The organism is Enterococcus sp. M190262, from assembly GCF_005843965.1.
In the GTDB taxonomy this organism is placed as follows: Bacteria; Bacillota; Bacilli; order Lactobacillales; family Enterococcaceae; genus Enterococcus_D; species Enterococcus_D gallinarum.
Window position 1 is genome coordinate 1,102,429 of the sequence record NZ_CP040461.1, and the last position, 23,811, is coordinate 1,126,239.

Consider the following 23,811-nt stretch of genomic DNA (forward strand, 5'->3'; position numbering starts at 1 on the left):
AATGGTGCTTGAATTACCTGTTGGACCAATTGTCCAAAAAGCAAAAAAACGTAGATTTTACTCCATTTATGGGAAGGTCAGCGAAGTGGTTGGTCTATTGATCAAAGTGGAAGGATTAGCCGTTTTTGTAGGAGAAATCTGCGAAGTGAAGATCCGCAACAGTTCTCACGTTGCGTTAGCCGAGGTTGTCGGTTTTGTTAAAAAGACTGTTCTATTGATGCCGTTAGATCAATTAGAAGGTATTGGACCTGGCTGTTTAGTGAAGCCTACCGGCACAACACTGACGGTCAAAATCAGTGACTCGCTCCTAGGGCATACATTAGATGGATTAGGACGTCCAATGGATATGGCGATCGATTTAAGTGATGCTGACGAGTACCCTGTCAGTCAAGAATCTCCTGATCCATTTCAGCGGAAAAAAATCTCTGAAATCATGAGTACAGGTGTACGAGTGATCGATGGTTTGTTGACCGTTGGCCAAGGACAGCGGATTGGTATTTTTGCCGGAAGTGGTGTAGGGAAAAGTACGTTGCTTGGGATGTTGGCTCGCTATTGCGAAGCCGATATTATCGTGATTGGACTTGTAGGCGAACGTGGCCGAGAAGTAAAAGAATTTATTGAAAACGATCTGGGTCCAGAAGGCTACCGCAAATCAGTCGTTGTTTGTGCAACTTCCGATATGCCGCCTTTAGTACGTTTGAAAGGGGCTCATGTGGCAACCGCTATTGCCGAGTATTACCGAGATCAAGGAAAGAAAGTTGTGTTGATGATGGACTCCGTGACTCGCTTTGCGATGGCGCAACGAGAAATTGGTCTATCCACGGGTGAGCCGCCGACGACTAAAGGGTATACGCCTTCGGTATTTACGGCGTTGCCAAAACTGTTGGAACGCAGCGGGATGTCCGATCAAGGATCCATCACTGCTTTTTATACGGTTCTGGTTGAAGGGGATGACATGAATGAACCTATCGCGGATGCCGTCAGGGGGATTCTCGATGGTCACATTATCTTATCTAGAAAAATTGCCGCTCAAAATCATTATCCGGCGATCGATGTTCAAAACAGCTTGAGCCGTTTAATGAAGACATTAGTTACGCCTGAACACTACAATGACGCTGGTGAATTAAAAGAAAATATGGCTGCTTACGCTGAAGCGAAAGATTTAATCGATATTGGTGCATACAAATCAGGTGCAAATGCCATCACCGATCATGCTATCGCATTGCATCATCCAATCAATAGTTTTTTACAACAAAGAGTAGATGAACGAAATTCATTTGAAGAAACACGGGCTGCATTGGCTGCTTTGTTCAATGAGGATGCAGCTCTTGAACGACAGCGAAATGCCCTGCAATAAGAAAGAAGGTAACTGAAGATGAAAGCTTTTCATTTTTCATTGGAAAAGGTATTGGATCACCGTGTGAGTGTAGAACAAGAAGCAAAACGAGCCTACGCAGAGAAACAAAAAGCAGTGATCCAAAAAGAACAAGTTCTTACTCAAATGATCAATGAAAAAACCGCATTGATGGACGTCAATGAAATGACTCTTGGTCGTATGCAAGTTCAGCATCGCTATCTTACTGCTTTAGAGTCTGGCATTCATGAGATGTATCAGCAAGTGCGTCAGCTGAATCAGGAAGTTGAAGTTGCTTTGACAGCTGTCGTTCAAGCACAGCAAGAACGAAAAGTCGTTGAAAAGCTAAGAGAAAAGAAACTAGAAGAATACAATTATGAATTGCTTCAAGAAGAACAAAAACAATTAGATGAAATGGGTAGCCGTAGTCTAGCAATGCGCTGAGCAGCAGCTGCGGACTCACAAAATCAGTGAAAGGAGGTGAAAAATGAAACAAGTGGCTATCACGCCAGCACTTATGAAAGTTGCTGACAAACAACAACCTGCTGCTGTCAAAGATCCAGGCAATTTCATTCAATTCCTGCAACAGTTTTCCCAAAATCTTGAGGATAACTCAGCGAATGAAGATGGAGTGCCGCAAGGGGTTCTTTCTTGTGTAGAACAGGGAAATCAGCTAGTGGACGACAAAGAAGATGAATCAGTCGCCGATTCTGAAAATGCAACCGACATACGTATACCAGAAGCAAATTCAGAAATGACGAAACAGGCAGAAATCGTAAATGAAGGAGCTTTGGGGTGGCTAGGTTTTTTCGGATCGCAAATGACTGAATCGAAGGGAAGCATTTTGGGAGGCTACCCATTGCAACTGCCAAAGGAAGACCCATTAGTGATGGATTCGGTCAGTGAGCAATCTGTCACTTCAGTAGCGACCGATCAAGTATTTCAGTCAACAGGAGGAAATCCGTTAGAAGACACTGCTTCAGAATCAATTCTGAGCAAGCCAGACACACCTGTAGCAGCGATTCTGCCAGTAGGAGAACTGACTGCGGACGGAGAAAAAATCCACTTGGATTCTGGAACAGAGAGTATCTCACAAACAGATGCCCCAGTAGATGCAAAAGGAAATACAACCAGTGAAAAGACACTTCTGGTTGATGAACCTTCAAAGGGGAGTGCACAGTCTTTCATTCCACAGCAAGCACTTGAAAGAGTCGCTATTTCCGAGAGTTCCACAATCGACGACTCAATGAAGCCAATCGATGGATCTAACGGTTTGCAGCAAACAACGACACTAGACTTGTCCAAGTTGTTGATGCAGAACGATCAACGTCCGACACCAGCTGCAGTCAAAACAGTCGTAGAACCATTGACGCAGAAAATTGAACAGTTAGTACAGACTCCAGAGAAAAAAATCACACTCCAATTAGTGCCGGAAAAACTTGGCAAAGTCCGAATTGCATTGGAAGTTACTGCGCAAGGGAGCCGTCTGGAATTTACGGTAGAGCAGCAACAGACCAAGCACTTATTGTCATCGATCAAGACAGAACTGGAGCAAGTTCTTCAAAAACAAGAAAATCAACTGATTTCTGGGAAAGAAGGCGTCTTGAAAGAAAATCCTGCCACAGCGGTTGAACGTGCTGCTTTGACTGATTCACTTGCTAGTTTTACTTCGACGACTGATGGACAAACAGCACAACAAGGCTTCTCACAGCCTCAAAGACAATCGGGAAAAAAAAGCTACAATCAAGTTCCTTTACCTAAAGAAGAAGAGACAGCAGAGCAAACAAATCATGCCATTAGTATTTTGGCTTAATGCAAAAGGAGAAGAAAGATGCCTAATGAAATTACACAATCGGCTGCGGGGATCGCAAATGCAACTTCTTTAGCTCAAACCCACCGAGCTTCCGATATTTCAATGGATGATTTCCTTAAGATTTTAGCAGCTACTATGAGTAATCCTTCTTTTAGCGGTGACTCTTCAGGCGGCGGAACGGATTACATTTCTCAATTGGTCCAGTTTACTACATTGGAACAATTGAATGAATTAAGTGAGACGGTAATGACGTCAGTGATCCTTCAGCAGCAACAACAGGCTTTTGGTCTGATCAACAAAGAGGTCACAGTATTAGATGGAAAAGAAAAAGTTACAGGAGTCATTGAGAAAGTTCGCTTTTCGAATGGGTATGCCACGATCGTTGTCAATGGGAAAGAGTACAACATGAGTGCAATTGAAGAGATCGGCGGCGATCCTAAAACTTCGGATGGATCAGAAAGTGAATCAGAGAGCGAATCGAAAGGTGAGTCAGTATGAATCAAATAGGCCGCAATTTACCATTACAAGCTGCCACCTCTGAAAAAACGCCTAGAACCGCACCCTATCAAGCAAGAAATACCGATTTTTCGGAGATGCTGCAAGACAAGCAAAGAAGTATCAAAGTTTCCCATCATGCACAAAAGCGGCTGACGGATCGAGAATTAACACTTCAAGAAACCGATTATGATTCGCTTTCAACTGCAATGAGTGAATTAGCAGCTAAAGGTAGTAAAGAATCATTATTAGTATACAAAGATATGGGTCTGATTGCAGATGTTCACAGCCGTACGATCATTACAGCAATGGGAATGAACGAATTGAACACAGTCACCAATATCGATAGTGCAACATTTATTAAATAACAGCTGGACTGAAAAGGGGCTGTAGTATTTTCTGAATGACAGAGGAAAATACGTCAAATTGAAGGAGGAAAACAAATGTTACGATCATTATATTCAGGTGTTAGTGGAATGAAAAATCTTCAAACGAAAATGGACGTGGTATCAAATAATATTGCCAACGTCAATACGATTGGTTTCAAATCAAGTCGGGTACTTTTCCAAGACATGATGAGCCAAACCACATCAAATGCAACCGCACCAGGAAATGGTTCAGGTGGTGTCAACGGTACACAAGTCGGTTTAGGCGTGCAAGCTGGTTCGATCGACATGATCAATACAGTCGGAGCACCTCAATCTACTGGGCGAGCAATGGACTTTTACATCAGTGGGCAAGGGTATTTCATGGTCAAAGGTTCTGGCGAAAATGGCGAAACTTATTACACACGTGATGGATCTTTCGTACGAGACAGTAACGGCACGCTGACTAACAGTGATGGAATGCAAGTATTAGGACGTACTGGCAGCACAAATCCGCCACTCGTTTACGATGACAAATATGAAGAGGGTGCAGGACTTAGCGGCGAAACAGAGATTGGACCGTTAGAAATTCCTGCAACAATCACTGTTGATGGCAAAGAACTTACTTATAATTCAATGGCCATCGATGCCAATGGACTAGTCGTTGCAAAATACGGCGACAAATCATTCGTCATGGGGAAAGTCTCTATTGCAACTTTCAATAACCCTGAAGGATTGGAAAAAGTCGGCGGAAATAACTACATGCAATCGAACAACTCGGGTGCCCCAATTGTTGCGGGTGCAGGTCAAAATGGCTCAGGTCGTCTACAAGCAGGCGCATTAGAAATGTCGAATGTCGATCTATCGACGGAATTTACAGAAATGATCATTGCCAGCAGAGCGTATCAAGCAAACTCAAGAAGTATCACCACTTCTGATGAAATGCTGCAAGAATTGTTGAACTTGAAACGTTAACAGAATCCCTCATAAAAAATAGGAGGTACCGGATGATTTTATTGACGGCACTGAATGGCAGAGAGTTTTATCTAAATCCGGAACTGATCTATCGGGTCGAAGAAATGCCCGATACGTTGATTACACTAATCGATGGCAAGACACTGGTTGTAACTGAGTCTGCGGCAGAAACGGCACAGCGTGTCATTGACTATAAACTCTTGATCAATTCGAAACAAATAAATAACTAAGGGTGGGTTAAGATGGCTAAAGTGAAAGAAAAGGAAGAAAAAGAACAAGGGAAAGAAAAAAGCAAAGAGAAAGGAATCAATTTGTTTTTACTGATCCCGATTCTGTTGGTTATCGTGATTGGCGGGACGATTGGAGGGACATTGGTAACCAATCACTTCCTAGTAGAAGACAAAACTGTTGCGCCGAAAACGAAAGCAAAAGGCATTGCTTCTGATGAATCGATTGTTGCTTTAGAGGAATTTCTTGTAAATCTTGAGAAAGAAGAAGGGCAGGAACAGCAATACATGAAGGTCAACCTTTCGATTCTCGTTGATAATGAAGAAAAAAGCGAAGAAGTGACGAAGAATGTTGCTGTTATTCGGGATAGCATCGTTAACTTGTTGCGCCAAAAGAAAGCCAGTGACATTTTAAGTTCGGCAGAAAGTGTTCCGAATTTGAAAAAAAATTTGAAGGAAGCAATTAATCATGAGTATGGATCAGCAATCGTCAATGAAGTATATGTCACTGATTTAGTGATCCAATAGAAAGAGGAACGTTGATGGAAACATTTTTTTCATTGATTAAAATGATCGCTTTTTTGTTAATCATTTTGTATCTGATCAATGTCAGTTTGAAGTATTTGAATCGCTACACGAACCAACAGAATAATCAGCTGCGGATTCTACAAAAAGTCGCCGTCAGCAAATCCTCCTCCATTGGGATCATTCAGATTCTGGACAAATATTATGTGATGAGTTTTTCGGAACAGCAGAACCAGATCTTAAAAGAACTTAGTGCCGAAGAAGCAGCTATCTTGATGTCCAGAACTGGGGAAACGTCAGAATCATTACGAGTGACAGATTTCTCTGAATGGGTAAAGAAAGCAAAGAGCCAATTAGAAACGAAACGAGGCAAGCAAAAATGAGCGCAAAACGAAAATGGACGCTAGTAGCAGCGATCCTTTTAAGCAACTTATGGATGCCTCAAACTGCGTTTGCCTTAGACATTGGGGATATGAGTACCACGATTAGTGATTTGCTCTCTAACGGCAGTGGATCAAACGATACGATCAATACTTTTTTGCTGGTGACTTTGCTATCTTTGATTCCTGTTTTACTGATCATGATGACCTCGTTCACCCGCATCATTATGGTACTTTCTTTTGTACGAAGTTCATTAGGAACCCAGCAGAATCCGCCCAACCAAGTATTGATCGGTCTTGCTTTGTTTCTTACTTTCTTTATCATGAAGCCCGTCTATACGGATATTTATCAGCAAGCCATTGAACCTTTTGACCGGCAAGAAATCACGCAATCCGAAGTTTTTGATCGCTCAGAACGTCGAATCAAAGAATTTATGATGCTCCAAACACGAGAAAAAGATATTCAGCTTTTCGCCGAAGCTTCTGGGGCAAAAGAAAAATATGAAACTTCAGATGAAGTGCCGCTAACCGTAATGGTCCCGGCATTTATCATTAGTGAATTGCGGACGGCCTTCAGTATTGGATTTTTGATCTTTATTCCTTTCTTGATCATTGATTTAGTTGTTTCGAGTATTTTGATGTCGATGGGGATGATGATGTTGTCCCCGATCATGATCTCACTGCCATTTAAGATCCTACTATTCGTCTTAGTCGACGGTTGGTATTTAGTGGTGGAATCACTGATCAAGAGTTTCCAATAATTCACAGGAAAGGAGCAGAAAACCAATGTCTGTTGCAACGGTACTCGACATATTGCGAGAAGCATTCATTCGGATCTTGTTGATTTCTGGACCGGCGTTACTTATCGGGATGCTTGTGGGGTTAGTGATCAGTATTTTTCAAGCCACTACCCAGATTCAAGAGCAGACGTTAAGTTTTGTGCCCAAACTGATCGCTATTTTCTTAACATTGATTCTTGCCGGCAATTTTATGCTGAATCTTTTGCTTAATTTCACTAAAACCATCTTTAAGATGATCGCGGCATTGTAAGGAGGCAAAGCATGGCACTGATCCAAGCAAGTATCCTGATTTTTTGCCGCATGATGGCATTTGTTATCTTGTGTCCCATATTTTCACAACAAAATTTTCCTTCGCTTGCGAAAGTGGTTCTAGGCGTTGCCTTCACCTTCCTTTGTTTACCTGCGGTCGAACCATTGCCAGAGGCGACAACGTTTATGTTTGCGATTTTGGCTCTCAAAGAGATTTTACTGGGAATGGCGATGGGTTATTTGAGTCAGTTAGTTTTTACTGGCGTGCAAATTGCTGGTCAAATGATCGACTTTCAAGTGGGGTTTTCGATGGCTCAGGCCTATGACCCGACGATCCAAATGAACGTCTCTCAATATGGAAAAACGTATTATTGGTTAGCCGTAGGAACCTTTTTCACCTTGAATTTGCATCATCGCTTGATTTCAGCGCTGCTTTTATCTTTTACGATTGTTCCCTTAGGAACAGTTCAAATTAGTGGTACCACCATCGAAGGTGTCGTGAAACTATTTGGACAGATGATGGAAATGGCACTCAATTTAGCTGCGCCGATGCTCATAGCACTACTGATGGTAGATCTGGTATTAGGGGTGATTTCGCGGTCGATTCCGCAAATCAATATCTTAATGATGAGTCTTTCCTTAAAAACAGCAATCAGTTTTATGATCTTTTTGCTACTACTGCCAAACGCCATTACTTTTTTGAGTAAGCAGCTTCCAGATACAATCAAGTATTTACAAGAGTTCATGACATCACTGAAATCATAGAGAGGTGAAAAACGTGTCAGAAAAAGACGGCAAAACAGAACAACCCACGGCCAAGCGTTTACGGGATGCCCGTAAACGCGGAGAAGTTCCTAAAACGCAAGAGTTAGCGGCTGCGGTCTCTCTGATGGTCTTTTCTTTTATGTTGTTGCCCCTTTGGCACTTTTTTGCGCAGCGCTTTTTACCTTATCTCACTCGAGCGTTGGAGCATCTGTATTTGTTTGAAGCCAGCGTTGCGGATTTACCTCGTTTAGGACTTCAAAGTATTTTGCTATTTTTTTTGCTTTGCGCACCTGTCTTTGTGATTGCTTATGCGGTTGGTTTAATTACTAACTATGCTCAAGTGGGAATCTTATTTTCTGCTAAAGCAATCAAACCAAATTTCAAGAAGCTGAATCCGCTGGCTGGATTAAAGCAACAATTCAGCACTCGAGCGCTTGCCAATCTCGCTAAAACGTTAGCAAAATTTGGCATTATTGTTTATCTTTGTTACCAGAAATTTTTGGCGGCTGTCCCAACATTACTGGGTGTCAGTGAGGTCGGTTTAGAAAAAACAGTCTATTTTCTGATTGAACGGGCAAAGGATCTATTTTTTCAAATCTCACTTTTTTTGATTGTTTTAGCGGTAGGAGACTATGTGTATCAACGCTACAGTCATCGCAAGAACTTGAAGATGAGCAAGCAAGAAATCAAAGATGAATACAAGCAAATGGAAGGTGATCCGCAAGTCAAATCTCAGCGGAAAGCAAAATACCGAGAGATGACACGCAACGCCATCGCTCACGTCAAGGAAGCCACTGTCGTTATCACTAACCCGACGCACTTTGCCATTGCGATTCGCTACGATGCGGAGAATGAAGGAGTGCCGAGGGTTTTAGCAAAAGGTGCTGATCAGTTGGCACAGCGAATGAAAGCAGAAGCAGCAAAAGAAAACATTCCGATGATCGAAAATCGGGAAATTGCTCGAGCTCTTTATAGACAAGTAGAGCCGGGAGATTTGATACCAGTAGAGATGTACGAAGCGATCGCTGAGATCATTGCACTGGTTTATCAATTGGAAGAAAACGAACGCGGAAAGATTTAAAACGGAGGCAACAGCATGAATGAGGCAGTAGCAAAATCTAAGAAAAAAATCGGTTATGCGGATGTCCTAGTTTCTTTTTTAGTGATCGGGATTATTGGATTGATCATTATTCCTTTACCAGCAACTATTTTGGACTTTTTGATCATTGTCAATCTAACGATTGCTATCAACATTCTGCTGATCACCCTGTTTACCAAAACAGTTTTGGAATTTACCACCTTTCCAACACTTCTTTTGATTACGACGATGTTCCGGCTAGGATTGAACCTGTCTTCTACCCGCTTGATTCTGACACAAGGGAATGGTGGCCATGTCATTGATGCCTTCGCGAATGTCGTAGCTGGAAGTAATTACATTGTCGGAATCATTTTGTTTGTCATCATCATGGTGGTACAACTAGCTGTCGTGACTAATGGTGCGGGACGAGTTTCAGAGGTTACTGCTCGTTTCACACTAGATGCGATGCCAGGAAAGCAAATGGCCATTGATTCGGATCTGAATGCCGGATTAATCACGGAAGCCGATGCCCGGAAACGTCGAAAAGACTTGCAGCGGGAAGCGGACTTTTTTGGCTCGATGGATGGTGCCAGCAAGTTCGTTAAAGGAGATGCGATTGCCGGGATCATGATCACGGTCATCAACTTGGTCGGCGGCGCGATCATCTTTTCCATGGGAGGGCAAATGACAGTCATGGAAGCTTTCTCCCAGTTTGGTAAATTAGCTATCGGAGACGGTTTGGTTAGTTCGATCCCCTCCCTGCTGATCTCCATCGCATCTGGTGTGATGGTCACTCGTTCAGACAATGACAGTTCCTTTGGTTTAGACATTGCAGCCGATATCACAAGAAATCCGCAACTCTTCCGAATCGTCGGTATGATTCTTTTTGTTTTGGCGATCGTGCCAGGGTTTCCACCGATTCCTTTTCTCCTGATTGGTGGCGGTTTATTTGCCGCTAGTTTCATGATTACACAGCAAGAAGAAAAGCAACGGACAGAACAAAAGAAATTGGAACAGAAACTCGCTTTGGAACGTAAAAAAGAAGCCCAAGAAGAAGACGATTCTGTCGCTTCCTTCCAAGTAGAACCGATTGCAGTTGAAATCGGCTATGGACTAATCCCAATCGTCGACAGTTCCATCGATAATAGTCTGATGAATCGTATCGTCGCGATTCGTAAACAAAGCGCCCGAGAGTTAGGGATCCTAGTCAGTCCGGTACGTATCCGAGACAATCTCTACCTTGAGTCAAATGATTATGTGATCAAAATTCGAGGGAATGAAGTGGGACGGGGCGATATTTATCCGAATAAAGTAATGGTCATCAGTCCTAATGAAGAACCTTTCCCATTTGAAGGAATCGCAACCAAAGAACCAGCCTTTCATTTAGATGCGATGTGGATCGATGAGAAAGACAAGGAATTGGCTGAATTGCAAGGCTTTACGATTATTGAACCATTAACGGTGATTGCCACGCATCTCAAAGAAATCATTTACAGCCATGCGCCAGAATTACTAGGCCGACAAGAAGTGAAGAAATTGTTGGAAGGAATCAAAGAACAGTACAACGTAGTCATTGATGAATTGATTCCTGAGATTCTAAGGTTGGGTGAAGTACAAAAAGTATTACAAAATCTTCTAGATGAACAGATCCCAATCAATGATCTGGCAACAATATTAGAAACATTAGCCGATTACGGCGTTGTAACAAAAGATGTAGAAGTCTTGACAGAATATGTTCGTCAAGCACTGAAACGAACGATCGTGGCGAAATATATTGGGGAGCAGCATGAACTGAAGGTCGCTGTCATTCATCCAAAATTAGAAGAAATGATTGCTCAAAGTATTCAGAAGACAGCAACCGGCTCTTACCCAGTCTTAAAGCCAGAGACAGTGACGAAAATTTTGGATTCAATCAATACGATCCAACATGCAGCGATCGCTCAGAATGTTTCCTTCGTAATTCTAGCTTCACCAAAGATTCGTCTTCCGTTCAAGAAAATGATCACATTCAATTTTCCGGATTTGGCAATCTTGTCATTGAATGAGATACCTAACGAAATCGCTATTGAGACGGTAGGCAGTATTGAGATATGAGCAAAGAGTGCGAAGTGAAAGGAGAATAACCGATGTACGAAGTGGATAGAGAAGCAGAAATCATTAAATACCTTCCTCTAGTCGAACGCGTGGTTCAGCGAATGTCAATCAAAACGACAGATTACGAACAAGGAGATCTATTCAACATTGGGGTCATCGGATTGATGGATGCGTTAAACAAATTTGATCCGACGAAAAAAGTGCCTTTTGAAAGTTATGCGGTCCTTCGTATCAAAGGAGCGATCATTGACGAAGTACGCAAGCATGCAAAAATCTCACGTTATAAAATGGCGGCAGTTAACCAATTTTATCAAGCACGACAAGAGTTAGAGCAAACCTTGAAGCGAGAAGCGACTGATACAGAAATCTCTAAACAGATGGGAATTAGTCGCGGACAGTTGGCAGATATTTATGAAAGCCTACATTATTTAGCTAGTGTGTCATTAGAGGATACATTGTTTTCTGCTCAAGATGAAGGTATGACGATCAAAGATTCTATCAGCGATAAAGAAGCAGTAGATGTGGAAGAAGCGTTATTAGAAACAGAACGTCTGCAAGCATTGACTACCTGTATCAAAAAGCTCGGGGAAAGAGAGCAGTTGATTTTGAGTTTGTATTACACCGAAGAATTGACACTCAAAGAGATCGCAGAAATTTTAGAAATCTCAATTCCAAGGGTTTCACAGATCCACGGCAAAATGGTAGCTAAATTACGATTATTGATCAAGGAGGAACTAGCATGATTCGAGGATTAGATATTCTTTCCCGCAACATCAATGTCTTACAGAAACGGCAAGAAACGACTAGTGGGAACATCGCCAATGTCAAAACCACTGGGTATCAAGCAAAAAAACTATTTCAATCGACATTAGATGAAGTAGCATTACATAATTATCAAGGCGGTGCTCAGGCAAACACTCGTCATGATATTGGTGGACTGGCATTCGGGAATCAATTAGCCGGCACCAGTTTGGAACAGGCAGCTGGGGCGATAAAACAAACGGATCAAGCAACAGATTTCGCACTGCTTTCTGATGGCTACTTTACTGTCCGAACACCTGCAGGAGAAACATTATACACGCGAAAAGGGGACTTTACCCTTAATCAGCAGAATCAATACGTGACCCAAGAAGGATACGTTGTTTTAGGCAATGGCAATCAGCCAGTGACCGCAGCAGATAATCCGCAATTCCAAGTCCGTTTGTTTGAACCAGACCAGTTGATGGCCAATGGGGAAACTTACTATACCAGCGACAATGCAGGGACGATCGCTGCACGGCCGACGGTGCAGCAAGGGTATCTGGAACAAGCCAATGTGGTCGTGGCAGACGAGATGGTGGCAATGATCCAGACATCAAGAGAATTTGAAGCAAACCAAAAAGTATTGAACTCCACCAATGAAACACTCCAAAAAGCAGTGAACGAATTAGGAAAGATTTGAGGATAGCAGAATGAATATGAACGGTTTATTAGGGATCAGTCGTTCAGGAATGAACAGTTTACAAAAGAATTTGGACAATGTTGCTAACAACATTGCCAATGTCAATACCAATGGTTATCAAACGCAAACGACTCATTTCAAAGAACTGATCAACAATGCAGTATCAACTGAGGAAGTCTATTTCAGTGGTAATGCGGCACAATACGGCTGGAACGTTGGTTCTTCAGCTACAACTGGAACTAGCTTTGGTCAAGGCGTGTTGACATCTAGCAGTCAGCCGCTAGATGTGGCGATCCAAGGTACGGGATTCTTTGGCGTCCGCAATGGAAACAATGAGTTGCTTTTGACAAGAGCTGGTAATTTCCAGTTAGATGCTGAAAAAGGACTAGTCACCAGCGATGGCTACCCTGTCGCTATGACTACTATGGTACCCGCTAATCAATGGCCAAATGCCCAGAACATCCAAATTGATTCTGCAGGCCGATTAATGACCCAACAAAATGGACAGGCAGTTCTACTAGGGCAATTGACACTTTATAACCCAACCAATATGAATGATCTGGTTCCTGTGGGAAGTCAGCTATTTCAAACACAAAATGCCCAGCTAACAAGTTCTCAAGCAGACCCAACCGCTTTTGGAACGATCAATCAACATTATTTGGAGGGATCGAATGTAGACTTGGCCGGTTCAATGACAGAACTGCTGACGACACAAAGAGCATACGCCCTTAATACAAAAGCAATGCAAACAACGGATGATATGTTAGCTGTTGTCAATCGTTTTACTAATTAGAGGAGAGACCAATGATCCGATTAACCAAAGTCAGCAAGCAATTCCAAAATGGCACGCTAGCATTAGCAAATATTACCGCTGAGATCTCGCAAGGCGAATTTATTTATGTCGTAGGACCGAGCGGCTCTGGCAAATCGACACTGTTCAAGTTACTGCTGAAAGAAGAAGAGCTTTCAGCAGGGTCGATCCAAATTGGCAATGTGCTGCTAGAAGGGCTGAAAGATCGTCACTTATATATGATTCGGCGACAAGTAGGCATTATCCAGCAGGAAGACCTGCTGTTGGCACATATGACGGCTTATAAAAACATTGAATATGCATTACAGGTATTGGGCGTGCCACGGAAAATACGCAAAGAAAAAACCGATAAAGCATTGCAAATGGTGGGCATGACGGCTTATCAATCTTGCTATCCCCATGAATTGTCGGTAGGACAATGCAAAAAGATCGCGATCGCCCGTGCCATCGTAACTGAACCGGCAGTCTTGATCGCAGATGAACCTACAGCAAATTTAGATATTAAATCCGCAGTAGAAATCATGAAATTATTCATAAAGATCAACCAGTTAGGTGCCACCGTGCTTCTTGCTACCCATGACAGCACCATGGTCAATACTGTTCGGAATCGTGTTTTTGAGCTTAAAGAAGGACGATTGATACGGGACGATCGCAACGGCGGCTATACCCGTTATGCAGACCCGAAAGATACATATGTCTGGTGACAAGCCTTAAATTTCTAGTTAATTATCCGATTAGGGAACTAGAAGATTGTTTTCATAATCGGATAAAGAAGGAGTGACACTGCGATTATCAAGTGAAGAGCGAATCTTGATAAAAATCATTGACGATCATATCGCATAGGAAAGGATACTGTCATGAAGAAGAAGTTACAAGCTATTATCAAAAAAATCCGCCTCGCTACGCTGCTTCCCTTAATTATTACGTTTGTCGTTTTATTGGGGTGCTATTTCTTTGTTTTACGGCCTCACGGAGACGATCAGTTGAGTCATGTGTTCTTTATTTTTTCAATAATCGTTCTCTTATTGGAATTTATTGGAGTTGTCGTACTCTCTTTTGTGGTGAAACATAAGGATCCAGGAATGGATACATTACTAGCAGAATTGGAAATTGTTAGTGGAGGAGACCTCTCGCACATTGATGCTATGGGGAATGACGGAAATGATCCCCTCTTTGAAAAGGTCAAAAATAGTTTTAAAGGTGTCTTGAATACATTTAAAGCAGTAATCGTGGGAATGCATGAAGAAAGCACCCGCATGACGGAAATGGTTGGAAATTTGACCAATACGTCCAAAAATGCCAAAACATCTATCGAAAATGTTCGCCAAACGATGAACGCTATCGCCAACGCAGCCAGTTCTCAAGCCTCTGAAGCAGAACAGACCTCTGTTGACATGGACGAATTAGCAACAAGCATCGAGGAAATCCACAAAGAGATCGACCTCATGAATGGCTACGTGCAAAAATCTCAAGATAGCAATTATCGAAATTCTGAAGTGATGATGTATGTCTCAGAAAGTTGGGAAGTCGAACGTCAAAATCAAGCTGATTTGGTGGATGGTATGAATGATATGAATGAAGACATTCAAAGTATCGGCAAAATCGTTCAGTTGATTAATGATATTTCTGATCAAACCAATCTTTTGGCATTAAATGCTTCGATCGAAGCAGCTCGTGCAGGGGAAGCAGGCCGCGGATTTGCCATTGTGGCAGAAGAAGTTCGCAGTTTGGCAGAACAGAGCAGTCAATCGACTAAAAGTATTCGGACGATCATTGAAGCAATCCGCAAAAAATCTGAGAAAGTTGTTTCAGCAGCGATGAATTCTTATGAGGGCGGGAAAAAACAAACAGACAATATCAATAAGGTGATTGATTTAGCTAATGAAATCTCTGATATTGTTGAAAAATTAGTAATGAGTATCCAAACAGTCGAGTCACATATTACCGGCATCGTGGAGAAAAAAGATATGGTGCAAGTCTCTGTCAGCAATATTTCCTCTGCTGTTTCAGAAACCTCTGCCGGCACCCAAGAAGTGACGGCCAACTTGGAAGATTTCTATTTGGTCATCGAAGAATTTGAATCGAATGCGCAAGAAATCGAAACGATCGCGAGCATTCTGAAGTTCCAAGTAGATAGCTTTAAATTCTAGAGAGAGGAAAAGATGCTAATGGAGCAATATGTAATATTTAGAAGTCATGACCAGCTCTTTGCAATCCGAGTCCAGCAAGTGACACGAGTGATTGAAGCCCAATCCTTTATTCAGTTACCGGAAGTGGCTGATTTCGTTTTAGGTGTCTATGAATTTCAAGAAAAAATGATCCCGATTATTGATGTTCGCCGTAAACTATTCAAAGAGCCCACAACGGTTTCTGAACGGAACAATGTCATCTTATGTCATTGGAATGATCAAGATCTTGGGCTGTATGTCGATGAGATCGTGGGGATCTCTACGCTGGAAGAGACGGATTATGAAGCTCAGCTTGATCGTTCGGGACTTAAACAAAGTTATATCGAGCAATTTTTGAAAAGCGAGGAATCCGTCGTACTATTATTGGCGCTCTCCTTTTTATTTGACTATGAACCGGAGGAATGGCAGGACACGTTCGGAGAAACGAGTTGACCCGTCTATTGAAAACAAAACAGGAGATTCATGTAGGCATCTCAGAGTATAAAATTGCCCAGTATCCGGACAAATTAATGACCGTTGGACTGGGATCCTGCGTTGGCACGATCATTTATGATGAAAAAAGCAAAATTGGCGGACTGAGCCATATTATGCTGCCAGATAGTCAACCATTTTCCCACAAGCGGGAGATCAAGCCGGGAAAATTTGCTGATCTGGCATTGCCAAACATGGTTGCAGAATTGCAGCGTAAAGTACGTGCTCCGCGATTCAAAGCCAAAATCGTTGGTGGTGCCAATATGTTTCAATTCCAAACAATCACGAATACGAGCAATATCGGACAACGCAATGTTGAGGCAGTTGAACAATCTTTGGCCAAGTTGGGAATTCCCATTGTAGCCAAACACGTTGGTGGTACGGCTGGAAGAACAATGATCGTTGACTTAGACGATTTTACAACAATGGTTCGGATCGTAAATCAAGAAATCATCTATCTATAAAGGAGTTTGAAAAAAATGAAAAGAGTATTGATCGTAGATGATTCTGCTTTTATGCGGAAAGTGGTGACGGATCTGTTGGAACAGATGCCCCACATCAAAGTAGCTGCTGCTGCTCGTAATGGCAAGCAAGCACTAGATCATCTTGCGAAAGAATCTTTCGACCTTGTAGTGATGGATGTAGAAATGCCTGTATTGGATGGATTAGAGACATTGCGGATGATCAAAGAACAGTACACCGTTCCGGTAATCATGCTCAGTTCAATGACAAATCAAGAAACAACGATTGAGTCATTAGAGCTCGGGGCGGCAGACTTCGTTGAAAAGCCTGTTAATCTATCTCAGATTCAACAAGACTGGATCGATGATTTCTACAAAAAAATCGATTCGCTTGATCAAAACCATTCTAAGGAAATAAACCATAGTATAGCTGAACAAATAAAATTAACGTCACACCATTTGCCACGGACAGTTGAAGCAGTCGTGATTGGCTCTTCCACCGGTGGCCCCAGAGCTTTGTTGGGAATCATCCGCGGCTTGCCTAAACGACTGCATTGCCCAGTCATGATCGTTCAACACATGCCGGCTGGATTCACTGCATCTTTCGCTCAACGTCTGAACTCGGAAACAACAGTACCAGTCAAAGAAGTGACCGACGGCATGCCGATTGAAAACCAAGTCTATCTTTGCCCAGGAGATTACCATATGACAGTGGGACAAGGGCGTTTTCACCTGAATCAACGGGAGAAGCTTCACGGAACTAGGCCGGCGGTTGATTATTTATTCACTTCAGCAGCCAGCGCTTATCAAAAGGGGCTAGTCGGTGTTTTATTGACTGGAATGGGTAAAGATGGTGCCAAAGGAATGCAAGCGATCCAACAAGAAGGTGGTTATACCATCGCTCAGGACAAAGACAGTTGTGTGGTCTTCGGGATGCCGCGATACGCCATCGAACAAAAGGCAGTCGATGAAGTTCTAGCACTAAGCAAGATTGAAACAAAAATCGGACAGATAGTCGGGTGAGAACATGGAGACAGATTTTGTTGTTTTTAATCAATGGGTCAGTGATCGGCTGGGGGTACAGCTAGCGGCCTACAAAGAAAGTCAAATGCAAAGACGGATTTTGACCATCATGGAACATTCAGGTGCTAAAAATTTGCAGGAATACCAGCGGCTTTTGGAGAAAGATATGGTTGCCAGAGAAGCTTTTCTAGCCCATATCACGATCAATGTTACCGAATTTTATCGTAACAAAGAGTTATTTGATGCCTTTGAAAAAACGCTGCTGACTAAGATCGTGCCACAGTTTGCATTGCCGAAAATTTGGAGTGCGGCTTGCTCGATAGGTGCGGAGCCTTATACGATCGCCATGCTGTTAGAGAAAAATCGCTTGGCAGCGCCCGCTGTTTTAGCAACGGATATCGATCAGCAGATTTTGACAAAGGCAAAACAAGGGGTGTATCGCGAGCACGAGCTAAGAAATGTTCCTATTGAAGAACTAGCGAATTATTTTGAGGTCAAAGAGAGAAACACTTATCAGATCAAACCAGAACTCAAGCGGAAAGTTCATTTCAAGAAACATGATCTATTGAAAGATCCCTATGAAAAGAATTGTCACGTGATCGTCTGCCGCAATGTAACGATTTATTTCAAAAGTGATGCCAGAGACGAAGTGTATCAGAAGTTTAGTGATGCCTTAGTACCAGGTGGGATTTTATTTACTGGAGCAACAGAAACGATTAATTTTTCGGAAAAATTCGGGTTGAAAAAAATCGATTCCTTTATTTATCAAAAAATATAATTTCGCAAAGGAGGGATTCATTTGGATGATAATAGCGTATACCGTACGCTTTTCTTCGAAGAGACAGATGACCATCTGCAACAGCTGAACGACCATGTATTGGCATTAGAAAGCAATCCGCAAGACACAGCACTTTTAAATGATATTTTCCGCTCAGCTCATACACTGAAAGGGATGGCAGCGACGATGGGGTACGATGTGATGACACAGTTGACCCACAAGATGGAAAATATTTTTGAGCTATTCAAAACAGCAACGTTGTCAGTGACGAGTGATTCCATCTCGCTGATTTTTAAATGCTTGGATCGGTTATCCGAATTGGTGGAAGACTTGCGGGAAGAAAAAGAACTGCAGCCGAATCAAATCACAGATTTGCTGCTGGAATTAGATCAAGTAGAACAGCAAAGCCAAAATCAATCCGATCAACAACATTCGGAAACAACAACCTCCGATACACCGCTTGCGCAGTTATCGCTGGCATTTGAGCAATTAGATTCTTCGGATCTTTTTGTGATCGAACAAGCGGTAGCCGGGGATTACCACGCCTTCAGCATTGCGGTCCGCTTAGAAAAAGATTCCATGCTCAAGGGGCCTAGAGCCTTTTTGATCATGGAAAAACTGGAACAATCTGGTGATATCCTGCATACGGAACCGAGTGCGGAACAATTGGAAGAAGGTGATTTTGATTCTGATTTTAGGCTAGTGTATCTCACTCAGAATGAGTTGGCGGAAGTCCAAAAGAATATTGCTAGTAATAGTGAGATCGAAGAGTTTCGAGTTGAGCCTTTTCAAGCAAATCCGTCTCAAGCAACAAATGAGACTCTAAAAACAGACACCACGAAAGAACCAATACCCAAAACCAAAGAAACAATGACACATCATGCGTCTGTTTCTAATCAATCGATCCGGGTGGATCTATCGCGACTCGATTCTTTTTTGGATCTAGTTTCGGAATTAGTCGTCTATCGCAACCAGCTGGAAGATGTCAGCCATCGCGAAAACATCGAAGCAATCAAAGATCCGCTGGAACAAGTCTCCCATCTGACATCTGAATTGCAGGACTTGGTATTGCGGATTCGTATGCAGCAGGTCAATGTCGTTTTCAGCCGCTTTCCCCGAATGGTGCGGGATTTATCGACTGAACTAGGAAAAGAAATGGATCTGGTAATCATTGGAGAAGAAACAGAGTTGGATAAGACGGTTGTTTCTGAACTGAGTGAGCCATTGGTCCATCTCCTGCGTAATTCTGTCGATCATGGGATCGAAAGTCCAGAAGAACGGGAAGCATTAGGAAAATCCCGTAAAGGAACGATTCGGTTAGCTGCATACCAGGAAGGCAATCGAGTCATCATCACGCTAGAAGATGATGGCAAGGGATTAGACCCACAAGTGATCAAAGCAAGTGCGGAAAGAAAAGGCTTAGCCACAGAAGGCTTATCTGATGAAGAGATCCAGCAACTGATTTTCCATCCGGGATTTTCGACAGCAGAAAAAGTTACGAATATCTCGGGTCGAGGTGTAGGGATGGATGCGGTACAATCGAAGATCGCTAATTTAGGCGGCACGATTGAATTATGGAGTCGGCCCAATAAGGGGACGCGCTTTACGATCAAACTACCATTGACCTTATCGATCATTCAAGCACTAATGGTGCGTGTAGGAACCGAAACCTTTGCGATTCCGCTTGATTTAGTTGAACGTGTAGTGATCATTAAAGAAGAAGTGATTCAGACCGTTTCTCAAGAAGTTTATCGTTTCCAGGAAGATTTGATTCCGATTATTCGGACCGATCAGCTTTTAGGAATCGAGGGAAACACAGTCGGAAAAAAATTCGCCATCATTGTCAACAGCGAACAGCAATATTATGGCTTGTTGGCAGACGAGTTAGTTGGTCAGCAAGAAATCGTGATTAAAAAGATCGATCCGCTCCTCCAGCAGCTGGATCGCTATCAGGGGGCGACGATTTTAGGAAACGGCTCGATTGCACTGATTTTAGATGTCAATGCGATTTGTGGAGAAAAAAAGGATGAGCGGCAATGAAATACACCGACTTGCAATTAGACGGATTAAAAGAACTGATCAATATTGGAGGCGGAAATGCTGCCACAAGTATTTCTAAGCTGATCGCGCAACCTATCTCAATGAGTGTACCGGAAGTAGCGGTCTTGGATTATCAAACTCTCTATACACAGATCATGGAAGAAGACAAAGAGGTCCATGCAGTGATCAGTTCAATCAGCGGTACATTCAGCGGCGTGTTTCTCTTTGTACTTTCAGATGTTGCTGCCGATCGACTGGTCCATCTGGTCATGGAAGATGCCACTGAAGAAATGAAGCAGTCGATCATTAGTGAGGTGACGAATATCATTTTTAATTCGTTTCTAAATGCGATCAGCCAACTATTGTCTGCTGAATTAGCGGCGTCGCTACCGATGGCTCGTTATGATTTCTTTGGTGCTGCAATTAGTAGCCTTTATCTAGCATTAAATCAGTTTGATGATCACGTTTTGGTCATTCGCAATGAGTTTTCTTATGAACAAGAAACACTAGACGCCTCGCTGTTCTTTATTCCAGAAGAGGGTGTTCTAGAAGAAATATTTGGTACATTAGGTATTTGAAGGGAGTAACAATTATGTCAAAAAAAGTATTAATCGTCGATGATGCGGTGTTTATGCGCATGAAATTAAAAGATATTCTTGAAAAAAACGGCTATGAAGTAGTCGGAGAAGCACAAAATGGGAAAGAAGCTTATGAAAAATACCAAGCCACTGCACCCGATCTAGTAACAATGGATATTACAATGCCAGAAGTAGATGGCTTAGAAGCGTTGAAAATGATTCGTTCGTCTGATCCATCAGCGAAAGTGATCATGTGTAGTGCCATGGGTCAACAAGGTATGGTTATGGATGCTATTCGAGCAGGAGCAATGGATTTCATCGTGAAACCATTTGATACCGATCGAGTGATCGCGTCTATTGATAAAGCTTTTGCTTAGACTTCAGAGGATGTGTTGAGATGCAAATGATTCTTTTTAAAATGGCGCAGCAACATTATCTGATTTCTGCTGAATCGGTTGAGGAAGTTATCGATGCACCAGAAATCACTAAAGTCCCATTAGCGCCTGAATGGGTCGAAGGCTTGATCAACTTGCGAGGGACCGTTTTGACAGTGATTCGGCTCTCGAAATTGATCGCAGTATCAAGTTCTGCAGAGGATCGGAATGTTTTGATCATGAAGCAAGGCGATGATCGCAAGGGCGTTTTAGTCGAAGAAGTCATCGAAGTGCTGGAATTACAAGAGTCAGATCTGCAATTGAGTGATCAAGAAGGCAGCAGTCATGCCATTGGTGTCGTATCATTGTCAGATAAAGTAGCAAGTGTGATCAAAATTGATCAGTTGATTTTTTAAGAAAAATGGGGGATTAGTGTGGATCAGGTATTGACGCAGCAAGAAATAGATCTCTTACTGAATGCGATGAGCACAGGAGAGATCGATAAAGAGGTAATGAATGAAGAAGACAAGCAGACAAAAGTAAAAGCCTACGACTTTCGCAGACCAACAAAGTTATCCAAAGAGTACGTCAATACCCTGCACATGATCTTTGAAGACTTTTCTAAAATGAGCAGCAGTATGCTGTCTACCCAATTGCGTACCAACGTAACTTTGCAGTTGGCTGCTATCGAACAAGTAAGTTACGATGAATTTATCCATTCGATCCCTAAGTTTACGTTGTTAGGACTCTTTCGTTCTCAACCGCTAAATGGGATTCAATTCATCGAGATGAACCCTCAACTGTGCATGTTGATGGTGGAACTATTATGTGGAGGATTGGATGCGTATCAAAGCAAACAATCAGAGATTGATTTAGAAGACAAGACGAATTTCACGGATATTGAAACAGCCATTCTGGAAGAAGTAGTCAAACTATTCGTACGGGTCTATGAAAGTGTCTGGCAAGATATCGTCAAGTTAGATTCAGTCTTGGATGGGTTGGATACTAATCCGCAGTTGCTGCAAAATATGTCACCCAATGAACCTGTTGTGTTGGTGACCTTCACATTGAAAATTTTCGAAACCAAGAGTTTTATCAACTTATGTGTTCCTTATGTCTTCTTTGAAGGAATCATTGATAAACTAAGTTTTCGTAATTGGTTCGACAGCAATCAACCAGCCAGTTCTGAGGATAGCCGCGAGCTGCAAAAAAGTTTGAATGGAGTCGCGTTAAATCTGGAAGCTTTGTTAGGATATGCCCAGATGAGTTTGTCAGACTTCATTCATTTAGAAGTCGGGGATGTCATCAAATTAGATAAAAAGATCACGGAACCATTAGAGACCTTTGTTGATGGAAAACCGTTTTATCGCGCGAAACCTGGCAAGCAGGGAGATAAGCTAGCCATTGAATTATTAGACAAGTTAGAAGAGGAGCAAGAAGAATGAGCGAAAGTTTTAGCCAATCAGAGATCGATGCATTGATGAATCACGATACCTCTCAGCAAAATGTAGATGAACAAGTAAAAGTTGATATTATCGGAGAAGTCGGGAATATTTCGATGTCCCAAGCGGCAACGACCTTATCGTCGATCTTGAATCGACGTGTCAGCATTACAACGCCTAGAGTTGTCAGAGTCAAACTTCAAACGATTTTAGATGATCTAGTGGCACCGAAAGTGGCCACGATTGTTGAGTTTAAAGAAGGACTTGTCGGCAGCAATTTGATGCTCTTGGAAGTCAAAGATGCAATCATCATTGCAGATTTGATGATGGGAGGCACAGGTGAAACAACAAGTACTCAATTCACAGAACTAGAGCTAAGTGCTGTTGCCGAAGCAATGAACCAAATGATCGGTACCGCATCTACCTCGATGGCAACGATGATCAATCGCAAAGTGGATATTTTACCACCGATCGTCAAACTATGGAGCGAATCAGAAGCTCTGGAATACGAGGCAGTTAAGGAAGAAGAAATTTACTGTATTTCATTCTCACTAAGTGTGGAAGGTGCGATCGAGAGTGAGATCATGCAAGTTTTTAGCGATCCAGTCGTCAATGATATCGTAGCCGCGATGTTAGCAGATCAAGCAACAGTTGTGGAACGGGAAACACCGGCAAAACCGCAGCCCGCTGTAGAAGCAAAACCAGAACCTGCGGTTAACCAACCGCAAGTGGAAGTCAGTCAACCAGCATTCCAGCCATTAAATGCAACACCAACCACAGATGGCGATAATCTGGATTTGATTTTAGACGTGCCATTGGATCTAAGTGTTGTTTTGGGACGCAGCAAAAAAACAGTCAAAGAAATTTTATCTTTCAATGCTGGATCGGTCATCGAATTGGACAAACTGACAGATGAACCGTTAGAAATATTGTTGAACGGGAAATTGATCGCTAAAGGAGAAGTTGTCGTCATCAATGAGAACTTTGGTGTCCGGATCACCAATATCTTGTCCCAAAAGCAACGGATTCATAACTTGAGTTAAGTGAATCTTCTTAGAAAAAGTTAAACAAAAAGGTTTAACT

29 protein-coding genes are annotated in these 23,811 nt (G+C 42.4%); all 29 read left to right on the forward strand.

The genetic code is table 11. The annotated features are described in order from the left end of the window. Position 1: 1 nt before the first annotated feature. The 29 genes from fliI (at position 2) to fliY (ending at position 23,771) form a co-directional block, all read left to right on the forward strand. The gene (fliI, locus tag FE005_RS05090) at positions 2 to 1,357 is read left to right on the forward strand and encodes a flagellar protein export ATPase FliI (RefSeq protein ID WP_081131841.1); all 1,356 of its coding nucleotides are present in this window, start codon (positions 2 to 4) and stop codon (positions 1,355 to 1,357) included. An 18-nt stretch (positions 1,358 to 1,375) separates the two neighbouring features. After that, complete coding sequence (gene fliJ / locus FE005_RS05095; RefSeq protein ID WP_060813690.1) at positions 1,376 to 1,798, forward strand: flagellar export protein FliJ; 423 nt, start codon at positions 1,376 to 1,378, stop codon at positions 1,796 to 1,798. A 43-nt stretch (positions 1,799 to 1,841) separates the two neighbouring features. Next, positions 1,842 to 3,167 (forward strand): flagellar hook-length control protein FliK, encoded by a 1,326-nt coding sequence (locus FE005_RS05100; protein ID WP_138371410.1) that lies wholly within the window; start codon positions 1,842 to 1,844, stop codon positions 3,165 to 3,167. Positions 3,168 to 3,185: 18 nt separating this feature from the next. Then, positions 3,186 to 3,665 (forward strand): flagellar hook capping FlgD N-terminal domain-containing protein, encoded by a 480-nt coding sequence (locus FE005_RS05105; protein ID WP_060813688.1) that lies wholly within the window; start codon positions 3,186 to 3,188, stop codon positions 3,663 to 3,665. Next, positions 3,662 to 4,030 (forward strand): flagellar protein, encoded by a 369-nt coding sequence (locus FE005_RS05110; protein ID WP_071870112.1) that lies wholly within the window; start codon positions 3,662 to 3,664, stop codon positions 4,028 to 4,030. The genes FE005_RS05105 and FE005_RS05110 overlap by 4 nt, the downstream gene beginning before the upstream one ends. Before the next feature lie 75 nt (positions 4,031 to 4,105). Beyond that, positions 4,106 to 5,002 carry a flagellar hook-basal body complex protein gene (locus tag FE005_RS05115; protein WP_060813687.1) on the forward strand — a complete coding sequence of 299 codons (897 nt, stop codon included), beginning with the start codon at positions 4,106 to 4,108 and terminating at the stop codon, positions 5,000 to 5,002. Between the two features lie 32 nt (positions 5,003 to 5,034). Next, on the forward strand, positions 5,035 to 5,232 hold the full coding sequence (locus FE005_RS05120; protein WP_060813686.1) for a flagellar FlbD family protein: 198 nt from the start codon (positions 5,035 to 5,037) through the stop codon (positions 5,230 to 5,232). A 12-nt stretch (positions 5,233 to 5,244) separates the two neighbouring features. Next, a complete protein-coding gene (fliL, locus tag FE005_RS05125; RefSeq protein WP_060813685.1) occupies positions 5,245 to 5,757 on the forward strand; it encodes a flagellar basal body-associated protein FliL in 513 nt (170 codons plus the stop codon). 14 nt (positions 5,758 to 5,771) lie between these two features. After that, positions 5,772 to 6,137, forward strand: coding sequence for a flagellar biosynthetic protein FliO (locus FE005_RS05130; RefSeq protein WP_060813684.1), 366 nt, complete (start codon positions 5,772 to 5,774; stop codon positions 6,135 to 6,137). Next, entirely contained in the window at positions 6,134 to 6,895 is a 762-nt protein-coding gene (gene fliP / locus FE005_RS05135) for a flagellar type III secretion system pore protein FliP (RefSeq protein WP_225585898.1), read from the forward strand. Before FE005_RS05130 ends, fliP begins: the two co-directional genes overlap by 4 nt. Positions 6,896 to 6,920: 25 nt before the next feature. After that, positions 6,921 to 7,184, forward strand: a complete 264-nt coding sequence (gene fliQ, locus FE005_RS05140; RefSeq protein WP_060813682.1) for a flagellar biosynthesis protein FliQ — start codon at positions 6,921 to 6,923, stop codon at positions 7,182 to 7,184. A gap of 11 nt (positions 7,185 to 7,195) precedes the next feature. Next, on the forward strand, positions 7,196 to 7,948 hold the full coding sequence (fliR, locus tag FE005_RS05145; protein ID WP_103300694.1) for a flagellar biosynthetic protein FliR: 753 nt from the start codon (positions 7,196 to 7,198) through the stop codon (positions 7,946 to 7,948). A 13-nt stretch (positions 7,949 to 7,961) separates the two neighbouring features. Continuing rightward, complete coding sequence (flhB, locus tag FE005_RS05150; protein ID WP_060813680.1) at positions 7,962 to 9,029, forward strand: flagellar biosynthesis protein FlhB; 1,068 nt, start codon at positions 7,962 to 7,964, stop codon at positions 9,027 to 9,029. A gap of 15 nt (positions 9,030 to 9,044) precedes the next feature. Then, positions 9,045 to 11,120, forward strand: coding sequence for a flagellar biosynthesis protein FlhA (flhA, locus tag FE005_RS05155; protein ID WP_103300692.1), 2,076 nt, complete (start codon positions 9,045 to 9,047; stop codon positions 11,118 to 11,120). Between the two features lie 32 nt (positions 11,121 to 11,152). Beyond that, positions 11,153 to 11,863: a sigma-70 family RNA polymerase sigma factor gene (locus tag FE005_RS05160; RefSeq protein WP_081131836.1), complete on the forward strand. Its 711-nt coding sequence runs from the start codon at positions 11,153 to 11,155 to the stop codon at positions 11,861 to 11,863. Continuing rightward, on the forward strand, positions 11,860 to 12,561 hold the full coding sequence (locus FE005_RS05165; RefSeq protein ID WP_113848983.1) for a flagellar hook-basal body protein: 702 nt from the start codon (positions 11,860 to 11,862) through the stop codon (positions 12,559 to 12,561). Before FE005_RS05160 ends, FE005_RS05165 begins: the two co-directional genes overlap by 4 nt. 10 nt (positions 12,562 to 12,571) lie before the next feature. Then, positions 12,572 to 13,354: a flagellar hook-basal body protein gene (locus FE005_RS05170; protein WP_138371411.1), complete on the forward strand. Its 783-nt coding sequence runs from the start codon at positions 12,572 to 12,574 to the stop codon at positions 13,352 to 13,354. A gap of 11 nt (positions 13,355 to 13,365) precedes the next feature. Next, entirely contained in the window at positions 13,366 to 14,076 is a 711-nt protein-coding gene (locus FE005_RS05175) for a cell division ATP-binding protein FtsE (protein WP_081131833.1), read from the forward strand. Between the two features lie 153 nt (positions 14,077 to 14,229). Continuing rightward, a complete protein-coding gene (locus tag FE005_RS05180; RefSeq protein ID WP_081131832.1) occupies positions 14,230 to 15,522 on the forward strand; it encodes a methyl-accepting chemotaxis protein in 1,293 nt (430 codons plus the stop codon). Positions 15,523 to 15,540: 18 nt separating this feature from the next. After that, positions 15,541 to 15,993, forward strand: a complete 453-nt coding sequence (locus FE005_RS05185; protein ID WP_138371412.1) for a chemotaxis protein CheW — start codon at positions 15,541 to 15,543, stop codon at positions 15,991 to 15,993. Next, a complete protein-coding gene (locus FE005_RS05190) occupies positions 15,963 to 16,496 on the forward strand; it encodes a chemotaxis protein CheD (RefSeq protein WP_081131831.1) in 534 nt (177 codons plus the stop codon). The genes FE005_RS05185 and FE005_RS05190 overlap by 31 nt, the downstream gene beginning before the upstream one ends. Before the next feature lie 15 nt (positions 16,497 to 16,511). After that, positions 16,512 to 17,516, forward strand: coding sequence for a chemotaxis-specific protein-glutamate methyltransferase CheB (cheB, locus tag FE005_RS05195; protein WP_060813671.1), 1,005 nt, complete (start codon positions 16,512 to 16,514; stop codon positions 17,514 to 17,516). 4 nt (positions 17,517 to 17,520) lie between these two features. Then, the gene (locus FE005_RS05200; protein WP_138371413.1) at positions 17,521 to 18,294 is read left to right on the forward strand and encodes a protein-glutamate O-methyltransferase CheR; all 774 of its coding nucleotides are present in this window, start codon (positions 17,521 to 17,523) and stop codon (positions 18,292 to 18,294) included. Positions 18,295 to 18,315: 21 nt separating this feature from the next. Beyond that, positions 18,316 to 20,334: a chemotaxis protein CheA gene (locus tag FE005_RS05205; protein WP_138371414.1), complete on the forward strand. Its 2,019-nt coding sequence runs from the start codon at positions 18,316 to 18,318 to the stop codon at positions 20,332 to 20,334. After that, the gene (locus FE005_RS05210; RefSeq protein ID WP_138371415.1) at positions 20,331 to 20,912 is read left to right on the forward strand and encodes a chemotaxis protein CheC; all 582 of its coding nucleotides are present in this window, start codon (positions 20,331 to 20,333) and stop codon (positions 20,910 to 20,912) included. The genes FE005_RS05205 and FE005_RS05210 overlap by 4 nt, the downstream gene beginning before the upstream one ends. A 14-nt stretch (positions 20,913 to 20,926) precedes the next feature. Further along, a complete protein-coding gene (locus FE005_RS05215; RefSeq protein WP_060813667.1) occupies positions 20,927 to 21,289 on the forward strand; it encodes a response regulator in 363 nt (120 codons plus the stop codon). Positions 21,290 to 21,309: 20 nt separating this feature from the next. Beyond that, the gene (locus tag FE005_RS05220) at positions 21,310 to 21,702 is read left to right on the forward strand and encodes a chemotaxis protein CheW (protein WP_081131826.1); all 393 of its coding nucleotides are present in this window, start codon (positions 21,310 to 21,312) and stop codon (positions 21,700 to 21,702) included. Positions 21,703 to 21,720: 18 nt separating this feature from the next. Next, entirely contained in the window at positions 21,721 to 22,731 is a 1,011-nt protein-coding gene (fliM, locus tag FE005_RS05225) for a flagellar motor switch protein FliM (protein WP_081131825.1), read from the forward strand. Further along, entirely contained in the window at positions 22,728 to 23,771 is a 1,044-nt protein-coding gene (gene fliY, locus FE005_RS05230) for a flagellar motor switch phosphatase FliY (protein ID WP_081131824.1), read from the forward strand. The genes fliM and fliY overlap by 4 nt, the downstream gene beginning before the upstream one ends. Positions 23,772 to 23,811: the final 40 nt, after the last annotated feature.